Below are 16,725 nucleotides of genomic sequence, written 5' to 3'. Positions count from 1 at the left end.
CAACAACGAAGATATTATGGAATATTGAGGTATTTGTGGGTTTGAAGTGAAATATTCCATTGAGCATGCGCTTTTGCATAGTCAATTATTTTTCCAGTCATCTGATCAGCCTTTCCCCATTCCGGCTGGAGATACAGCATACATCCTTTGCCTACTTGTGCGGCGTGCTCTTCGGCAAATTTGAAATCTGACTTGTTGAAAACAATCGCCTTGAGTTCGTGCGCTTGGCCATACACTGATTCGTGTGGAGCTTTAAATTTCTTTGGAGAAAAACAAACCCAATCCCAAGTGCCAGACATAGGATAAGCACCCGAAGTCTCAATATGTAGTCGATAGCCTGCCGCCTTCAGCTCACTAGTAAGTGCCGTGAGGTCATACATGAGCGGTTCGCCTCCCGTGATGATCAGCGTCTTGCAAGGATACTGGCTCAGTTCTTTTATAATTGCTTCGATGGTGAAAAACGGGTGATCGGCCTCGTTCCAAGACTCCTTCACATCACACCACACACATCCTACATCGCACCCTCCCAATCGTACAAAAATCGCTGGCTTACCCGAATAAAAACCTTCTCCTTGTATGGAGTAGAAGATTTCCATGATAGGCAGTTTGTCCGATATTTTGGGAGTAAAACTCAATATTAAAGTAAATTTTTCTGTGCTGCTCGAAGTGTATTGATCATCAACGATGCGATAGTCATAGGCCCCACTCCTCCTGGCACAGGGGTAATAAAACTAGCCAATGGTGCTACATCATCATAGACTACATCTCCAGACAATTTAAAGCCTGTTTTCTTGGTATCGTCTTTCACTCTAGTAGTACCCACGTCAATCACTACGGCACCTTCTTTTACCATGTCTTTGGTAATGAGTCCAGGAAGACCTACAGCAGAGACCAATATATCAGCTTGCTTGGTGTGGCTAGCCAGATTCTCCGTGTGCTTGTTGCAAAGTGTCACTGTCGCATTGCCTTCTTTCGAAAGCATCAAAGCCAATGGCGCACCTACCAATCGGCTAGCTCCCACGATCACACAGTTTTTACCTTCGGTCTCTATTTCGTATCGCTTCAATAGCTCCATTACGCCAAGTGGAGTGGCTGGCATGAGCAGTGGATAATTAGAGGTGATACTTCCAAAATTTTCATTGGCAAAACCATCCACGTCCTTTTCAGACGAGATACTCTCCGTTACTCTATCCACAGAAATGTGTGCAGGCAAGGGCAACTGAACGATAAAACCATCAATATCTTCATCAGTATTCATGTTGTGCACATGCTTAAGCAACTTCTCCTCAGAGATACTCTCGGCAAACTGCATCAGCGTATATTCAAACCCTACAGCAGCACAAGCCTTGATTTTGCCCCCCACATAGGTATGGCTAGCTCCATCATCGCCCACAATAATAATTGCCAAATGAGGCGCTCTTTTACCTTTGTTTTTAAGTGCGTCGACTTCCGCCTTAATTTCAACTTTGATATCCGAAGATATTTTTCGACCGTCTATAATTGTAGCCATTACTTATTTGGTTTTCCTATTGATTTGGGTCAATATTGGAAGTAAATATCAAATTACACATTCCAAAACACAAGCACCCTACTGTCTTTGGGTATATGTTTTTTTTGTAGACTGAGCGAAACTGGGCTAATCCAGTTTCAACACTGCCATAAATGCATCTTGAGGAATCTCCACATTACCTACCTGACGCATTCTCTTTTTACCTTTCTTCTGCTTGTCTAGCAATTTACGCTTACGCGAAATATCACCACCATAACACTTGGCCAATACATTTTTACGCATGGCTTTTACCGTCTCTCTAGAAATAATCTTAGTCCCTATCGAAGCCTGGATAGGAATTTCGAACATCTGCCTCGGTATCAATTCCTTCAGTTTTTCACAAAGTCGCTTTCCCCATTCATAGGCCTTATCTCTGTGCACAATAGCTGACAATGCATCCACAGGCTCTCCATTGAGCATGATATCCAGTTTCACCAATTTCGAAGTGCGCAAACCCGTCAACTCATAATCCAAAGAAGCATAACCTCTCGAGATAGTTTTCAACTTGTCAAAAAAGTCAAATACAATTTCAGACAACGGAATATCAAAGGTTAATTCAACACGTTCAGAAGTGAGATACACTTGATTTTGTATGGTGCCCCTTTTATCCATACATAGAGATATAATCGGCCCCACATAATCCGCCTTACTAATGATTTGAGCTTTGATGTAGGGCTCTTGTATCTCTTTGATTCTACTTGGGTCGGGCATTTCAGAAGGAGCATTGATGAAGGCTTCCGAACCGTCTGTCATTAGCGCTTTGAATTGCACCGAAGGAACTGTGGTAATCACAGTCATATCAAATTCACGCTCCAGTCGCTCCTGAATGATCTCCATGTGCAGCATTCCCAAGAATCCGCATCGGAATCCAAAACCTAATGCCATAGACGTCTCTGGCTCCCATATCAACGAAGCATCATTGAGCTGTAGCTTTTCCATCGAGGCACGAAGTTCTTCGTAGTCGGTAGTTTCCACAGGATAAATACCCGCAAATACCATTGGTTTCACGTCTTCAAATCCCTTGATCAGTTCCTGGGTCGGACGATCTACATGTGTGATCGTATCCCCTACTTTTACTTCTTTGGCTACTTTGATTCCTGATATGAGGTAGCCCACATTACCAGCTGATATTTCTTTTTGTGGTTTTTGCTGCAAACCCAAAATACCGATTTCATCAGCATCATAGGTTTTTCCAGTAGCCACAAACTTCACTTTATCTCCTTTCTTGATCGTGCCATTAAACACACGAAAGATAACCTCAATACCTCTAAAAGAATTGAAAACCGAGTCGAAAATCATCGCCTGTAATGGTTCGTCTGCCTTTCCTTTTGGAGCTGGCACCCTGTGTACAATTGCAGCAAGGATGTCATCTACCCCTACTCCTGTCTTTCCACTGGCGTGAATAATGTCTTCGCGATCGCATCCTATCAAATCTATAATTTGATCTGCCACTTCATCAGGCATGGCGCCTGGAAGGTCAATTTTGTTTAAAACCGGAATGATCTCTAGGTCATGCTCTAGCGCCAAATAAAGGTTGGAAATGGTTTGGGCTTCGATACCCTGCGAGGCATCTACAATGAGCAAGGCACCTTCGCAGGCGGCAATGGACCTAGACACCTCGTACGAGAAATCTACGTGACCTGGGGTATCTATCAAATTGAGCGTATAGTCTTTAGCCTCAAAATTATAGGCCATTTGAATGGCGTGACTCTTGATGGTAATCCCCCTTTCGCGTTCTAGATCCATGTCGTCGAGCAATTGCGCTTGCATATCTCGACCAGTCACAGTACCGGTTTGCTGTAATAAACGATCCGCCAAGGTGCTCTTGCCGTGATCAATGTGTGCAATGATGCAGAAATTTCTTATGTTCTCCATTTTTTTCAAAAACGAATGCAAAAATAGATAAAGTTTAGTTCAGATTTGCATTCTGGTTCAAAGATCAAAATGTGTTTTTGAATTAAAATTTATAGTGAAATCAAAAGGCAGTCATGACTGAGCAAACAAATAACATCTCTGAGTACATTATCTCCATCTACCGCAAAGAAGACCTGATGCGAGCGTATCATTTTGACTTGGAAAAATTTGGTACTCAAGTGATCAATTTCTTCCCTATCTCAGACAAAGAAAAATTGGCCGAAGTAAATCACTATGAGGAGTTTATGCAAAAAATGAAGGATCAGGGGATTACTGAAAAAGGTCATTTAAAAGAAGTGAATGAGCTCGTACAAACCTTAAGCCGGCTGCACGACCAGCTCAAAATAGATGATGATGACTACTTCGCGATATACCAAAAAGCACTGCCCTTTATCGAAAATAACATGAGCCACGCCAAAGGAGCGATCCGCGACGAGATTCAAATTTGCATCAACGGCATCTACGGTTTTCTCCTCCTCAAAATAGCCGAACGCATCATCGAACCAGAAGAACAGACCATGGTTGATCGTTTTGGGGATTTGCTTTCGTTATTGAGTTATAAGTATGAGGAACAGAAGGCTTCAAACTAGAAAAAAAAGAAGCCTGCAAACAACTTTCCGCAAGCGTACTCATCGTTTACAGGCTAACCAACCTAACCTGAAGGCAAGATAAATGATCTTTTGACTATCCGACACTTCTATCGACGAAAGCTCTGTTTTTCTCGGTCAATTCACCCTGGCTTTAGCCAGAGCAAACTTGAAGCTATTTGCTATTCAAAAAAACATTCTATTGAAGCTCATTGACTTCACTCATTAAAGCACCCAGCTGACTCCTTATCACGAGAAGAAAATTTTAAGTTGCACGCACTCAAACGAAGCATATTCTTATCTAGCCAAAAAATAAGGCTTAATGTCCTAAGAATCAGTCGACCTTTATATTTTTACAGTATATCATATTAACCCAATACGAACATGCAAGAAGTATATATAGTCTCGGCAGTAAGAACGCCGATCGGAAGTTTTGGCGGAAGCCTCTCTAGCCTCACGGCCACCAAACTTGGCTCGATAGCCATCACTGGTGCCTTAGAAAAAGCAGGTGTAAAAACCGAGCTAGTAGATGAAGTATTTATGGGCAACGTAGTATCGGCAGGACTAGGTCAGGCACCTGCTCGCCAAGCAGCTATAGGCGCAGGCATCAGCTACAACGTACCCTGCACAACAGTAAACAAAGTATGTGCTTCGGGCATGAAATCTGTGATGCTCGGTGCGCAAAGCATTATGCTCGGCCATGCCGACGTGATCGTAGCAGGAGGTATGGAAAGCATGTCTAACATTCCATTTTATGTACCAAAAGCCCGGTACGGCTATGGATATGGACATGGCCAGCTACTCGACGGCCTGATGCACGACGGCCTCTGGGAACCTTATCATCAGTTTCCGATGGGAAGTTGCGCCGACAATACGGCCAAGGAAATGAATATCTCACGAGAGGCTCAAGATGAGTTTGCCATCAATTCCTACAAAAAAATTGCCAATTCAGTAGCTAAGGGCCTATTCAAAAACGAAATCATACCCGTAGAAATCCCGCAAAGAAAAGGAGACCCTATTCTATTGACAGAAGACGAAGAGTATAAAAATGTGAAGTTTGACAAGATCCCATCGCTACGACCAGTATTCAACAAAGACGGTACCGTAACCGCAGCCAATGCTTCTACCATCAACGATGGTGCTTCTGCCCTCGTACTGGTGAGCAAAGCCAAAATGGAAGAACTCGGATTGAAACCACTGGCTAAAATCAGAGGATTTGCAGATGCTGCACAAGAGCCACTTTGGTTTACGACAGCACCTTCTCTGGCAATCCCCAAAGCGCTAAAAAATGCTGGCGTGGACAAATCTGAAGTAGACTTCTACGAAATCAATGAAGCCTTTTCTGCTGTGGCTTTGGCCAACATTAAAGAACTGAGCTTAGACCCTGAAACGGTAAATGTCAATGGTGGAGCTGTTGCACTGGGCCATCCTCTGGGTTGCTCTGGTGCCCGGATCATCACTACGCTCAATGCTGTACTCCATCAGAAAGGTGGAAACATCGGTGTAGCAGGCATCTGCAACGGCGGTGGTGGTGCTTCAGCTATTGTGATAGAAAAAGCATAATAAAAATAAGTAAATCGACCTAAGAGACTTTAGATTTGGGGGAACTCGAGTCTAAAGTCTTTTTTCATTTATGGCGTATCATTTGCTCTAGTCTCTAAACATTCATTTAATTGAAATATCACCAACCTTGTGATGTTTTTTTTTTAGAAAATGACACTACACCTGTTTAATCAGCTTGAAAGGTATATGAAGTACATTGTAAGTTTTGTAATCTTCGCAACTTGGTCACCACTGGCCATTGCTCAAGAGAAAAATCAAACCTATTATTCGGACGAACTCGGTTCATTGAAAGAGGAGTACTATGTAGTCCAAAAAGACACTGCCGTACTCGAAGGTCCCTACATAAAATACAGCATAACTGGCCAGGTGATAATCACAGGCCAATACCAAGATGGCAAACGTGTAGGTGAATTTGTGAATCTCTACGAAAACGGACAAATCCAGCGCAAGACACATTATGAAACTGGGTTGCGCCAAGGCCAAACCGAAGTATTTGATTCGGAAGGACGCCTCATACAACAAGGGACTTTCGTCAACGATTCTTTGGCTGGAGAGCTAATCACTTACTACCCTAGCGGCATTGTGAAAAACACCTCCATGTTCAAAGCAGACAGACCAGATGGTGTAGTAAAAGAATACTACCCAACAGGGGTACTCAAGGAAGAGGTAAACTATTCGAAAGGTAAACAGCATGGCTTGAATACAACCTACTACGAGTCTGGCTCGCCCAAGTCAAAAATCAACTACACGTATGGGGTAATCGATGGCATCATGATCAGCTACTACCCCAATGGGCAAATAGACACCGAAGCACACCAGTCCAATCATTCGCTACAAGGGGAATACACAAAATACTATGCGAATGGGCAACTCAAATTACAAGGCCAGTACATGCATGGCATGCGAAACGGCGATTTTACCTCATACTACGAAGACGGAAGTCTAGAAAAAAAGCTCCACATTGTAGACGATCACATGACTGGGGCTAATCTTACATATTACCCTGACGGTACACTGAAAATAAAAGCCAACTACTCCAATGATGAAAAAAATTGGACAGCAGAAGAATACAATCAAGCAGGAGTATTAATAGCCACTCGGCAATACAAAGACCAATTCAAATCTGGTACATGGAAGTATTTTAACGAAAAAGGAAAATTAGCCATCAAAGAAACCTACGAAACGGGTAAGCTCACAGGCAAACGTACCGAGTACGACGACAAAGAAAATATCATACAAACGACCAATTACGAAAAAGGTAAAAAGCATGGCGAGTCCATCGTATACTTTAACAATGGCAAAAAATCTGAAGAGTCGAACTACAAATTTGACCGCCTAGATGGCGCTTACGTCAAATACTACAAATCTCAAAACCCCGAGATACAAGGCCAATATACCCGTAACGAAAAAAATGGAGAGTGGCTCTACTTCGATAAAAAAGGCGAAATAGAGAAAAAAGAAGTTTATAAGTTTGGGAGATTGTTAAAATAAGAACGTCATAACTTTTCTAAAATTTGAAACTTTTGAAAAGGTTCGATTACTTACTTTTGTAGTATGACAAAAGGGCTTAAATCTACCAATTACAAATTCGAAGGACAGACCAAAAAATACACAGGCAAAGTGCGTGATGTATATGAGTTTGAAAATCAACTCGTCATGGTGGCTTCGGACAGAATATCAGCATTCGATGTGGTACTACCAGAACCCATCCCATACAAGGGACAAGTACTGAATCAAATCGCCGCAGGCTTCCTCAAAGCTACAGCAGACATCGTACCCAACTGGGTAGAGTCTGTACCAGACCCCAACGTGACCGTAGGCAAAAGGTGCCAGCCATTTGCTGTAGAAATGGTCATCCGTGGCTACCTCGCAGGTCATGCTGCTAGGGAATACAAAGCAGGCAAACGCATCCTCTGCGGAGTAGCCTTGCCAGAAGGCCTGAAAGAAAATGACAAGCTCCCTGAGCCAATCATCACCCCCACTACCAAGGCCCACGAAGGACACGACGAGGACATCTCAAGAGAAGAAATATTGGCACAAGGCATCGTAGAAGAAAGCCTATATGTGCAATTAGAAGATTACACCCGCAAGCTATTTCAGCGCGGCACAGAAATGGCCGCCGAACGCGGGTTGATTTTGGTGGACACCAAATATGAATTTGGGATGTTCAATGGTCAGATTATTTTAATCGACGAAATCCACACGCCAGACTCATCAAGGTATTTTTATGCAGATACTTACCAAGAACTGCAAAACAAAAATGAACCTCAAAGACAACTTTCAAAGGAGTTTGTTCGTCAATGGTTAATCTCAGAAGGATTTCAAGGCAAAGACGGACAAACCGTACCAGCAATGACTGAAGAGAAAATTAACTCCATTTCAGAACGCTACATTGAGCTTTTTGAAAAGATTACTGGAGACAAGTTCGACAGAGTGCCTACCGAAAATATCGAAGTACGCATTAAACAGAACATCGAAAAATCGATTAAATTACAGTAGAAGAAGAGATTAAAATAGAGACTATGAAGTTTACACTAGATAGAGAAGAAAAATACAATACATTAAAAGTAGATGAGGAAAAATTGGATTCTACCATTTCCCCCGATCTCAAATCAGAATTTTTGACTATTCAGGGTCAAGGCATCACAAACCTTATTGTAGATCTGTCTGATGTAAAATACATTGATTCTTCTGGACTCAGTGCCATTTTAGTGGGCAACCGCGTGTTTTCTGAAGCAGAGGGTTCGTTTATACTAGCTGGCGTATCGGATCATGCGATGAAGTTGATCAAAATCTCTCAGCTTGATAATGTACTAAACATCTTGCCTACAGTAGAAGAAGCTGTAGATGCCGTGTTTATGAACGAGCTCGAGCAAGGCCTGGCAGAGGAGGAGGATTAACCTCCTTCTACATCAAGCCCTAGCCACAACTTACCTAAACCCTCGCTTATTGTCATTTTCCCTACAAATATTAGGCTCTAATGCCGCTATAGCGGCACATCATAGACACCAAACGTCGCAATTGCTGACCATGATGCAAGTGCCTTTTTTGATCGACTGTGGCGAGGGCACACAGCTTAGACTCAAGAAATTTAAAATCAAGTCTCAGCGAATCGATCACATCTTTATCAGCCACTTGCATGGCGATCATTACTACGGACTCATGGGGCTCATTTCATCGATGCATCTATACGGCCGACGCAGAGAACTAAACATCTACGGCCCTCCTGGTCTAAAAGAAATCATAGCCATTCAACTGAAATACTCTCAGTCTACGCTGAATTACAAAATCAACTTCAACGAATGGACGCCAGGAACAAAGCGAATTACTCTTTGAAAACACAAACCTGACCGTGTATTCGTTTCCATTAGATCACCGCATTGAATGTTCAGGATTTCTGTTTCGAGAAAAGCCTAAAAAGCGTAGAATTAAAAAAGGAGTAATTGGTAAAGACATCTCGCCACTCAAAATCATAGCTCTCAAAGATGGCAAAGATGTACTAGATGACAACGGAGAGGTCTTGATGGAAAACATAAAATACACAACAGACCCTGCTCCATCTTTCTCCTATGCCTTTTGCTCAGACACTAAGTATAGCGAAGCCATACTACCTTACATCAAAAAAGTAGATCTACTCTATCATGAAGCTACTTTTATGGAAGACATGAAAGACCGAGCCGAAGCTACCCACCATACCACTACCAAACAAGCCGGTGAAATTGCAAAAAAAGCCAATGTAGGTCAGCTACTCATCGGGCATTTTTCTACACGATACAAAGAACTCGCCCCTATGTTAGAAGAAACCAAAAGCGTATTTGAAAATACAAAATTGGCTATCGAAGGAGAAGTTTTTAATGTGGAGTAGTTACACTCATAGTTACTTCTGATCGCAATTGCATTACAACCCAACCCACTTAAATTCAAATGATTTTATATTGCGCTACAAAAGTTGAATAAAATGAATAGCCCCTCCCTCGATCTACAAACAAAAAAAACAAACTTATTTTTAGTGCTTGCTGGTATATTTATCGCCAGTGCAATAGTAGCTGAGCTGGTCGGTGTCAAGATATTTTCAGCAGAAAAAGCTTTAGGTATATCCCCCGCTCAAATCCATCTATTTGGAGACTTCATACTGGATTTCAACCTGACCGCTGGTGTGATCCTGTGGCCTATAGTTTTTCTTACTTCAGATATCATCAATGAGTACTTTGGCAAGGCTGGAGTAAAAAAAATCAGCTATCTGACAGCAGCCTTGATATCGGTCGCCTTTATTGCGATCTACCTCATCACTATCCTCCCTCCTGCAGACTTTTGGCTAGACGTTAACGGGATCGATCCCTCAGGAAAACCATTCAATATCGACTATGCTTTCAAAGCGATTTTCCAACAAGGGCTCGGTATTATTTTGGGTTCGTTGATTGCTTTTTTGATCGGTCAGCTACTCGATGTTTTTATTTTTCAAAAACTAAGAAAATGGACTGGCTCTAAGATGATTTGGTTGCGCGCTACTGGCTCCACACTAGTATCCCAACTGATCGATAGCTATGTAGTCTTATTTATTGCCTTTTATCTACTATCACCACCCAACACCCAATGGCCTCTCGCACAAATAATGGCAGTGGGCACGATCAACTATATTTACAAATTTTTTGTGGCTATAATTTTGACTCCACTACTATACGTGGGGCACCATATCATAGATAAGTACCTAGGCAAAGAAAATGCTGAACGCTTGACTACCGAAGCAGCAGCATCCAGCAAATCCCTAATATAAATGCGAATCTTCCTTTAGATGATTGTTGTGTTTAATAAACGAACCTTTTGCGTATATATAAGTTGATGATTAATCTATCCGATTTCAAATAATTTCGATCAACACCTGATATTAAAGGATCAATTAAACTTGAGTGTTCCCAAATCCCAACTCAGGGTCTGGTTGTACACTACTTCTTCTCCTTGTATGGCTAGTGGCGAATGGATATTGTTGTCGAACAGCTGGCCTGTACCCAATCCTTGGTGCCCTACATAATCATACGCTGCGGTAAACTGACAAATGGCATTCAAACCAATATTTGACTCTAAAGCCGAAGTAATCCACCAACCTATTTGGTGCGCCTTTGCTATTTCTATCCATTCGGCAGTAGCTGCAAACCCTCCGAGCAAAGAAGGTTTAAGAATGACATAATCAGGTTTGATATCCTCTACTAGAGCTATTTTTTCATATTTATCAAACACCCCAATCAGCTCCTCATCTAATGCTATCGGTACTTGGGATTTTTCACACACCAGACTCATGGCTTCTGGTTGCCTAGGCATGATGGGTTGCTCTATCGAGTGCAAATCGAAAACCGCTAGCCTTTCTAATTTCTTCAGTACCTCTTGGGTAATAAAAGCACCATTGGCATCTACTCTAAGGATAAGCTGATCGGCAGGATATTGAGATCGGATATAGTCGAGCAATTCACACTCTGCATCAAAGTCTATCGCTCCTATTTTTAGCTTGATACATTTGAATCCCAATCTCAATTTTTCGTCTATCTGTGATTTCATAAAAGCCTTCTCTCCCATCCAGATCAAACCATTGATGGGAATACCACTACGCCCATAGTAAAAATCATTATCGAATAACTGAAACTGACCTCCATGAAATAAATCCAAAAGGGCTGTTTCCAAACCAAACCGAATAGCTGGCCGATATTTGGACACTTGCTTATTCACCAACTTATATATTTCAGGCACAGTAACTGGCAACTCTACTCCCAATAATGTTCCTTTCAACTCGTCCAATTCTGATTCAAAATCCACACTGTAATCAAAGCTCAACCGCTCTATGGTACTCACTTCTCCTAACCCAAAAGTCTTTGGTTTGCCCTGCTGGTGTATCTTGAGTATCCAAGCCTCCTTCGTTTTGAGTACGCCACGCGAAGTGCCTGCATCAAATTTAAAATTCAATTCGTGTTTGGTGTATTCTAAAATCAATCCCATATCCCTAGTTTAACTAGAATAAAATTAGCCATTCGCTCCACATTATGCTGATAATATTAGAATTTTGAATTTTAAAAATACAGATCACATGGCATCAGACTCCGCATCGCTGGAAAAATATCTATACGAACTCCCCGAAGACCGCATAGCCAAACACCCGCTGGCCAATAGAGACGACTCAAAACTTCTGCTCTATCAAGGAGGACAGATTCATCATGAATCCTTTAAACAAGTGGTGGATCTTGTGCCCGCCAACTCTCTACTTTTTCTTAACAACACCAAAGTTATTGCTGCCAGACTATTTTTTCAAAAAGCTACAGGAGCACAGATCGAAATTTTCCTTACAGAACCTATATTACCACATACCGAATTTCAGCAAGCACTAAAAGCAAAAAATACTTGCACATGGAAGTGCATGGTTGGCAATCTAAAAAAATGGAAAGATGAAAATGTGCTTTCGCTCCGACTCAATGATGAAATAGAAATAGAAGCTCGGCTGGTCGATCGAGAAAAGCTACATGTAACGTTTTCCTGGGCTGGAGACCAGCCATTTTTAGACGTCATAGAAGCGGCAGGCCACGTACCTTTGCCCCCATATCTCAACAGAGAAGAAGAAGCCGACGACAAAGACCGGTACCAAACGGTATTTTCAGAACTAGAAGGTGCCGTAGCTGCACCTACAGCTGGACTGCATTTCACGGATGATATATTGACCCAACTGAATACCAAAGGTGTAAAACAAGACAGAGTAACCTTGCATGTTAGCGCTGGAACTTTTCGTCCGATCAAAGATGCAGACTTCAAAAAACACGACATGCACAATGAACGGATCATTGTGAGCCGGACAAATATCGAAAATATACTTGGCGCTCAAGGTTTGATCATTCCTGTGGGCACTACTGCTCTTCGTACTTTAGAAAGTTTGTACTGGTATGGGGTCAAGTTGACGAAAGACAGCACGGCTCCCTTTTTTGTAGAAAAAGATGACCCATACAAGGCCGAATTCCAAGAGATACCCTTATCACACTCCATGAAAGCCATTATTGAAAAAATGGACCGAGAAAACATAACTGAGCTAAAAGGAGAAACGGAGATTTTCATCTATCCAGGATATAAATTCAGAGTAGCTACAGGTTTGTTCACCAACTTTCACATGCCAGCCTCTACGCTCGTTTTGCTAGTGGCAGCATTTGTGGGGGATAAATGGCGCAGCATTTACGAAGAGGCACTCAGCAATAGTTATCGTTTTTTGAGCTATGGGGATACTTCACTGCTTTTGCCCTAGGTCTACACATTCATGCATCTTTAGACCCTGTTTAGCAGGCTCGTTACATGGAGGCGACAAAGCCTTTTTTATTTATTCAGCTTTTTAATCAGCTCATCTACTTTGCGACTTAGGGCTTCGATCTGTACTTGAGACTTTCGATGTTCAGCCAATATAATTTCCGCTTTTATTTCTTCTTCATCCTTCACGTCCTGCATGTGTAGTTCGTTCATGGTATTGACTACGATAGCAATAAAAATATTGAGCGTGGTATAAGTCGCTATAAGAATAAATGGAATAAAAAAGAGATACGCATGTGGAATCACTTTCATCATAGGTCGAGCGATACCCGACGACCAACTCTCCAAAGTCATAATCTGAAACAGCGTAAACATGGAAGCTCCCATACTACCGAACCATTGAGGAAAGTCATTGCCGTATAAATTGGTAGCCAGTACAGCAAAAATATAAAAAACCGTAACGAGCAAAACCATGATCCATCCAATACTCGGGATAGACTTGATAAGTGCTTCGATGATGACTCGCAGCTTGGGAACATTCTTGATCAAGCGTAAGGTACGTAAGATCCGTATCGTACGAAATACTGAAAAGGCACCTGCAGCTGGTATCGCCGCTATAGCTACAATTAAGAAATCGAAAATATTCCAAGCACTCTTAAAAAATCGGAATCCAAAAGCATAAATTTTCAACACTACCTCCAATACAAATATGCCCAAAATGATCTCATCTACCTGCTCGAATATAGCCCCATAGCTATTCATCCATGACTTGGAGGTTTCCATACCAATAGTGATGCTATTGAGAACAATCAATGAGACGATAAAATGCTGAAATTTTGTACTCTCCAGAAATGCTCCGAGTTTTTCTCTGTGATTGGCCATTTTCAAGTTCTAATTCAATCTTTTTTAAAAAGTTAGGTAAATATAGGATACCACCCAAATAGGTAACACTCTTTAGATTAGAATTTGATTAGAATTCACTGAGAGCCATTAAAAGCCATTTATGCTCACTATCCATATTATTATAAAAATTATCAGAAGGTTAATATTCTTGATCCTTGTTATATTTGACTGCAAACTACCACACTATACTAAACTCTCACTCAATGGCTAAGTCCATCATAAAAAACGCTCTCTTTTTTTTATTACTAATTCTATGTCTGATCACTCAAGCGCAAAAAGGGGATTTCTTGCTTTCTCACTACTCCCTAGATGTAGAGGGGCTCGATAATCTCAACTTCCAACTCAAGGTAAATGACGATGGTCAGCTCTGTATAGCCAACCGTTCTGGTGTACTCTTATACGAAGGCAATAACTGGGATTTTAAATCTACTCCTAGTGCTGCCTTGTCGGTCGACTTTGACTCGCTCGGCAGCTTATTCGTAGGTTGTGTGGGCAACTTTGGGAAATTTGGATTTCTGGACGGCAAGTACCAGTTTATCTCTCTCAACCCAAACAAATCTGATGAAAGCCTTTATTTTAAAACCATAGTAAAAGATAGCAGTGTATTTTTCATTAGTGAGAGTAGTCTCATTCGACATCACGTCTCTCAAAAGAAATCATACCTATCCTATCTCGAAGACCGAGACGAATATTTCACTAACCTATTCGAAGTAGATGATCAAATCATGGTGCAAACCAATAAAACCATCTATCGCTACGAAAATGACAAACTACTCTCTGATTATGATTGGCAATTGCCTGAAAATGCGCAATTTTTGTTCTTCGACAAGCACCCGACTAGAAAGCAATATGTAGCTGGCACCACAGACAATAAAGTCTATATCTATCGAAACAAGAGGTTTTTCGAATGCAAGATGTCTAATTTTTTGACCGCTGAGGAATCATTTGTGAACAATGGTGTGTGGGTAGACAAGGATCATTTTGCTCTCAGCACTTTAGAGGATGGGATTATTCTCTATAGCAACCGGTATTCAAAAATCGTGGACGTGATCAACCATGACAAGGGTCTGCCCGATAATGAAATATATACCATCGGCAGAGATCATGAAGGGGGGCTTTGGATCTCTCATGAATTTGGCTTGTCAAGGTTAGAAATCGGAGTGCCCTTTAGGAGCTTCACCAATTACCACGGCCTAGAAGGCAACCTCAAAGACATATTCTGGTTTGGCAATCACTTATATGTATCCACCAGCAAGGGAGTGTTCTACCTCGAAAAACGAGACAATTACAAAAACACAGTACACTATGTGCCAGTAAAAGGAAGCGGATCTAACCAAACGAATAACAACCACTCTAAGAAGAAAAAAAGTTTTAGTCTATTCGGCAGCCACACCAAAGGCCCTACTTCTGGAGAAGGGAAAACTGACAAAACGGTAAAATATGTTCGAAAAGTCAAAAAAGAACTCGTCAACTCTGGCTATGAGTTTACCAAAGTAGAGGGCATCGATGCGAAATGTGAAAAGTTTATAGAATATGAAAACAAACTACTGGTAGCCTCATCCAACGGCCTATATGAAATCAAAAAAGAGTATGACAAAGTAGAAAAGAAGCAAGTCCATGAAGCCGAGCTCGTAGTGCATGAACCCATTCGTTTTACTTTTATTGAAAATCATGAAGGCCGACTAGTTATTGCCAATCATTACAATGAGATTAAGCTATACGCCCAAGAAGACGACATTTGGGTAGAAGAAGATCAAATTGATTTTCATGGAGAATTGGTACTCAGTGCCCTTCATCAATACAACGGCATTACGTGGTTTGCCACACCTAGCCACCTCTACCGCTACGATTCGCTATCATCGACCTACCAAGATTTCAAAACCTATAAATATCAAAATCAGTTTATCGACGAAGTAAGGATAGCGGCTATAGCCAACGAACTATACTTGATCAATTCCATTGGTTATTTCTATCTCGATGGTGGCAAAGACACCATACTAGAAGACACCACGCTTATGAACGAGATCGGGCGCCCCATCAAACATCTACAAGAGCATGGTGGTCGTGTATGGGTAAATAATGGAGAAAATTGGTTTCAGATCAATCGCGACAAAAAAGTAATCAAAAGGGAGATTTTTGGACTTTTTCCCGACATGTCTTTTATCACCAACTATCACAACAATATTTGGCTAATCGATAAGTCTCACGAACTACTGAAGTACTACCCTAGCCAAGACGATTCGTTGATCTGGAGAAACCACATGTATTTCAGAGAAGCCAGGAGTAACAAAGGCGACGTCAACTTAAATATTCATGGCCCTGTGACATTCGAACATGACGAAAACTCATTCTACTTCGAATTGGCCAGGCCAGACTACAGAGGACTGCTTCAAGTGGAGTATCAGTACAAACTCAGTGGACTCAACGAAAGTTGGTCTGAATGGTCTCCCAACAATCAGATTAGTTTCAACTATTTGCCTCCTAGTCACTACAAACTATCCATCCGTTCTAGAGATTCCTTTGGGCAAATACAGGATGCGCAGACCGTAGATTTTATCATCAAGCTCCCCTACTGGCAGACGCCGTGGTTTTATGGCTTACAAATCATTTTTATGACAGGGCTAGTGATGGGCTCTATCATTATGAACCGCAAGGCTCAACAAAAATATGTGATCGTAACAGAAGGACTAACCATTCTCACGATCGTAATGGTCATCGAATTTTTGCAAACCGTAGCTGGAGAAACCTTGGGTATAGAAAGCACGCCTGTGATCGATTTTGCCATCGACGTATCTATTGCTCTATGCGTATTTCCTCTAGAACAATTCCTCAAAAAAATAATGAAGGTGAGCAAAGAGGGGTCAGGATTAAATGGCAAGGCATTTTTGGATTTACTGAAGTTTCCTAAGAAAAACCCTCAGACTGTAAAAAGTTAAAATA

At 41.6% G+C, this 16,725-nt stretch carries 15 protein-coding genes; 10 read left to right on the top strand and 5 right to left on the bottom strand.

All coding sequences use genetic code 11. The features are described 5' to 3' along the window. Positions 1 to 14: 14 nt before the first annotated feature. The 3 genes from N7E81_RS08860 to lepA all read right to left on the bottom strand — a co-directional run bounded on the left by N7E81_RS08860 (position 15) and on the right by lepA (position 3,424). The gene (locus N7E81_RS08860) at positions 15 to 596 is read right to left on the bottom strand and encodes a 7-carboxy-7-deazaguanine synthase QueE (RefSeq protein WP_263053069.1); all 582 of its coding nucleotides are present in this window, start codon (positions 594 to 596) and stop codon (positions 15 to 17) included. A gap of 41 nt (positions 597 to 637) precedes the next feature. Continuing rightward, complete coding sequence (locus tag N7E81_RS08855) at positions 638 to 1,510, bottom strand: bifunctional 5,10-methylenetetrahydrofolate dehydrogenase/5,10-methenyltetrahydrofolate cyclohydrolase (RefSeq protein ID WP_263052928.1); 873 nt, start codon at positions 1,508 to 1,510, stop codon at positions 638 to 640. Between the two features lie 126 nt (positions 1,511 to 1,636). Beyond that, entirely contained in the window at positions 1,637 to 3,424 is a 1,788-nt protein-coding gene (lepA, locus tag N7E81_RS08850; protein WP_263052927.1) for a translation elongation factor 4, read from the bottom strand. A 113-nt stretch (positions 3,425 to 3,537) separates the two neighbouring features. Between lepA and N7E81_RS08845 the strand changes: the two genes are divergently transcribed. From N7E81_RS08845 to N7E81_RS08815, 8 genes are all read left to right on the top strand, one after another. Further along, positions 3,538 to 4,053, top strand: a complete 516-nt coding sequence (locus N7E81_RS08845; RefSeq protein ID WP_263052926.1) for a DUF4924 family protein — start codon at positions 3,538 to 3,540, stop codon at positions 4,051 to 4,053. 381 nt (positions 4,054 to 4,434) lie between these two features. Beyond that, positions 4,435 to 5,613, top strand: a complete 1,179-nt coding sequence (locus tag N7E81_RS08840) for an acetyl-CoA C-acyltransferase (protein WP_263052925.1) — start codon at positions 4,435 to 4,437, stop codon at positions 5,611 to 5,613. A 186-nt stretch (positions 5,614 to 5,799) separates the two neighbouring features. After that, positions 5,800 to 7,104, top strand: a complete 1,305-nt coding sequence (locus N7E81_RS08835; protein WP_263052924.1) for a toxin-antitoxin system YwqK family antitoxin — start codon at positions 5,800 to 5,802, stop codon at positions 7,102 to 7,104. A 63-nt stretch (positions 7,105 to 7,167) separates the two neighbouring features. Beyond that, positions 7,168 to 8,112, top strand: a complete 945-nt coding sequence (locus N7E81_RS08830) for a phosphoribosylaminoimidazolesuccinocarboxamide synthase (protein WP_263052923.1) — start codon at positions 7,168 to 7,170, stop codon at positions 8,110 to 8,112. Positions 8,113 to 8,135: 23 nt separating this feature from the next. Continuing rightward, positions 8,136 to 8,513 (top strand): STAS domain-containing protein, encoded by a 378-nt coding sequence (locus tag N7E81_RS08825; RefSeq protein ID WP_263052922.1) that lies wholly within the window; start codon positions 8,136 to 8,138, stop codon positions 8,511 to 8,513. Between the two features lie 49 nt (positions 8,514 to 8,562). After that, positions 8,563 to 8,949 carry an MBL fold metallo-hydrolase gene (locus tag N7E81_RS19300; protein ID WP_317624074.1) on the top strand — a complete coding sequence of 129 codons (387 nt, stop codon included), beginning with the start codon at positions 8,563 to 8,565 and terminating at the stop codon, positions 8,947 to 8,949. 16 nt (positions 8,950 to 8,965) lie between these two features. Then, on the top strand, positions 8,966 to 9,478 hold the full coding sequence (locus tag N7E81_RS19295) for an MBL fold metallo-hydrolase (RefSeq protein WP_317624073.1): 513 nt from the start codon (positions 8,966 to 8,968) through the stop codon (positions 9,476 to 9,478). A 93-nt stretch (positions 9,479 to 9,571) separates the two neighbouring features. Beyond that, positions 9,572 to 10,387, top strand: a complete 816-nt coding sequence (locus tag N7E81_RS08815; RefSeq protein ID WP_263052921.1) for a queuosine precursor transporter — start codon at positions 9,572 to 9,574, stop codon at positions 10,385 to 10,387. 119 nt (positions 10,388 to 10,506) lie between these two features. On the opposite strand, the gene N7E81_RS08810 is transcribed toward N7E81_RS08815, so the two are convergent. Further along, complete coding sequence (locus N7E81_RS08810; protein WP_263052920.1) at positions 10,507 to 11,598, bottom strand: o-succinylbenzoate synthase; 1,092 nt, start codon at positions 11,596 to 11,598, stop codon at positions 10,507 to 10,509. Positions 11,599 to 11,686: 88 nt separating this feature from the next. Between N7E81_RS08810 and N7E81_RS08805 the strand changes: the two genes are divergently transcribed. Continuing rightward, on the top strand, positions 11,687 to 12,883 hold the full coding sequence (locus tag N7E81_RS08805) for an S-adenosylmethionine:tRNA ribosyltransferase-isomerase (protein ID WP_263052919.1): 1,197 nt from the start codon (positions 11,687 to 11,689) through the stop codon (positions 12,881 to 12,883). Between the two features lie 68 nt (positions 12,884 to 12,951). On the opposite strand, the gene N7E81_RS08800 is transcribed toward N7E81_RS08805, so the two are convergent. Then, on the bottom strand, positions 12,952 to 13,764 hold the full coding sequence (locus N7E81_RS08800; RefSeq protein WP_263052918.1) for an ion transporter: 813 nt from the start codon (positions 13,762 to 13,764) through the stop codon (positions 12,952 to 12,954). Between the two features lie 224 nt (positions 13,765 to 13,988). On the opposite strand from N7E81_RS08800, the gene N7E81_RS08795 reads away from it, so the two are divergent. Continuing rightward, positions 13,989 to 16,721 carry a triple tyrosine motif-containing protein gene (locus N7E81_RS08795; RefSeq protein WP_263052917.1) on the top strand — a complete coding sequence of 911 codons (2,733 nt, stop codon included), beginning with the start codon at positions 13,989 to 13,991 and terminating at the stop codon, positions 16,719 to 16,721. Positions 16,722 to 16,725 lie beyond the last annotated feature (4 nt).

This window comes from Reichenbachiella carrageenanivorans, from assembly GCF_025639805.1.
GTDB classification, from domain to species: domain Bacteria; phylum Bacteroidota; class Bacteroidia; order Cytophagales; family Cyclobacteriaceae; genus Reichenbachiella; species Reichenbachiella carrageenanivorans.
This window is presented reverse-complemented; position numbering and strand designations above follow the sequence as displayed.

What these genes read in the sequence shown, in the direction of transcription:
- N7E81_RS08860 (WP_263053069.1), bottom strand. Translation starts at nt 596, where the DNA reads ATGGAAATCTTCTACTCCATACAAGGAGAAGGTTTTTATTCGGGTAAG.
- N7E81_RS08855 (WP_263052928.1), bottom strand. Translation starts at nt 1,510, where the DNA reads ATGGCTACAATTATAGACGGTCGAAAAATATCTTCGGATATCAAAGTT.
- lepA (WP_263052927.1), bottom strand. Translation starts at nt 3,424, where the DNA reads ATGGAGAACATAAGAAATTTCTGCATCATTGCACACATTGATCACGGC.
- N7E81_RS08845 (WP_263052926.1), top strand. Translation starts at nt 3,538, where the DNA reads ATGACTGAGCAAACAAATAACATCTCTGAGTACATTATCTCCATCTAC.
- N7E81_RS08840 (WP_263052925.1), top strand. Translation starts at nt 4,435, where the DNA reads ATGCAAGAAGTATATATAGTCTCGGCAGTAAGAACGCCGATCGGAAGT.
- N7E81_RS08835 (WP_263052924.1), top strand. Translation starts at nt 5,800, where the DNA reads ATGAAGTACATTGTAAGTTTTGTAATCTTCGCAACTTGGTCACCACTG.
- N7E81_RS08830 (WP_263052923.1), top strand. Translation starts at nt 7,168, where the DNA reads ATGACAAAAGGGCTTAAATCTACCAATTACAAATTCGAAGGACAGACC.
- N7E81_RS08825 (WP_263052922.1), top strand. Translation starts at nt 8,136, where the DNA reads ATGAAGTTTACACTAGATAGAGAAGAAAAATACAATACATTAAAAGTA.
- N7E81_RS08815 (WP_263052921.1), top strand. Translation starts at nt 9,572, where the DNA reads ATGAATAGCCCCTCCCTCGATCTACAAACAAAAAAAACAAACTTATTT.
- N7E81_RS08810 (WP_263052920.1), bottom strand. Translation starts at nt 11,598, where the DNA reads ATGGGATTGATTTTAGAATACACCAAACACGAATTGAATTTTAAATTT.
- N7E81_RS08805 (WP_263052919.1), top strand. Translation starts at nt 11,687, where the DNA reads ATGGCATCAGACTCCGCATCGCTGGAAAAATATCTATACGAACTCCCC.
- N7E81_RS08800 (WP_263052918.1), bottom strand. Translation starts at nt 13,764, where the DNA reads ATGGCCAATCACAGAGAAAAACTCGGAGCATTTCTGGAGAGTACAAAA.
- N7E81_RS08795 (WP_263052917.1), top strand. Translation starts at nt 13,989, where the DNA reads ATGGCTAAGTCCATCATAAAAAACGCTCTCTTTTTTTTATTACTAATT.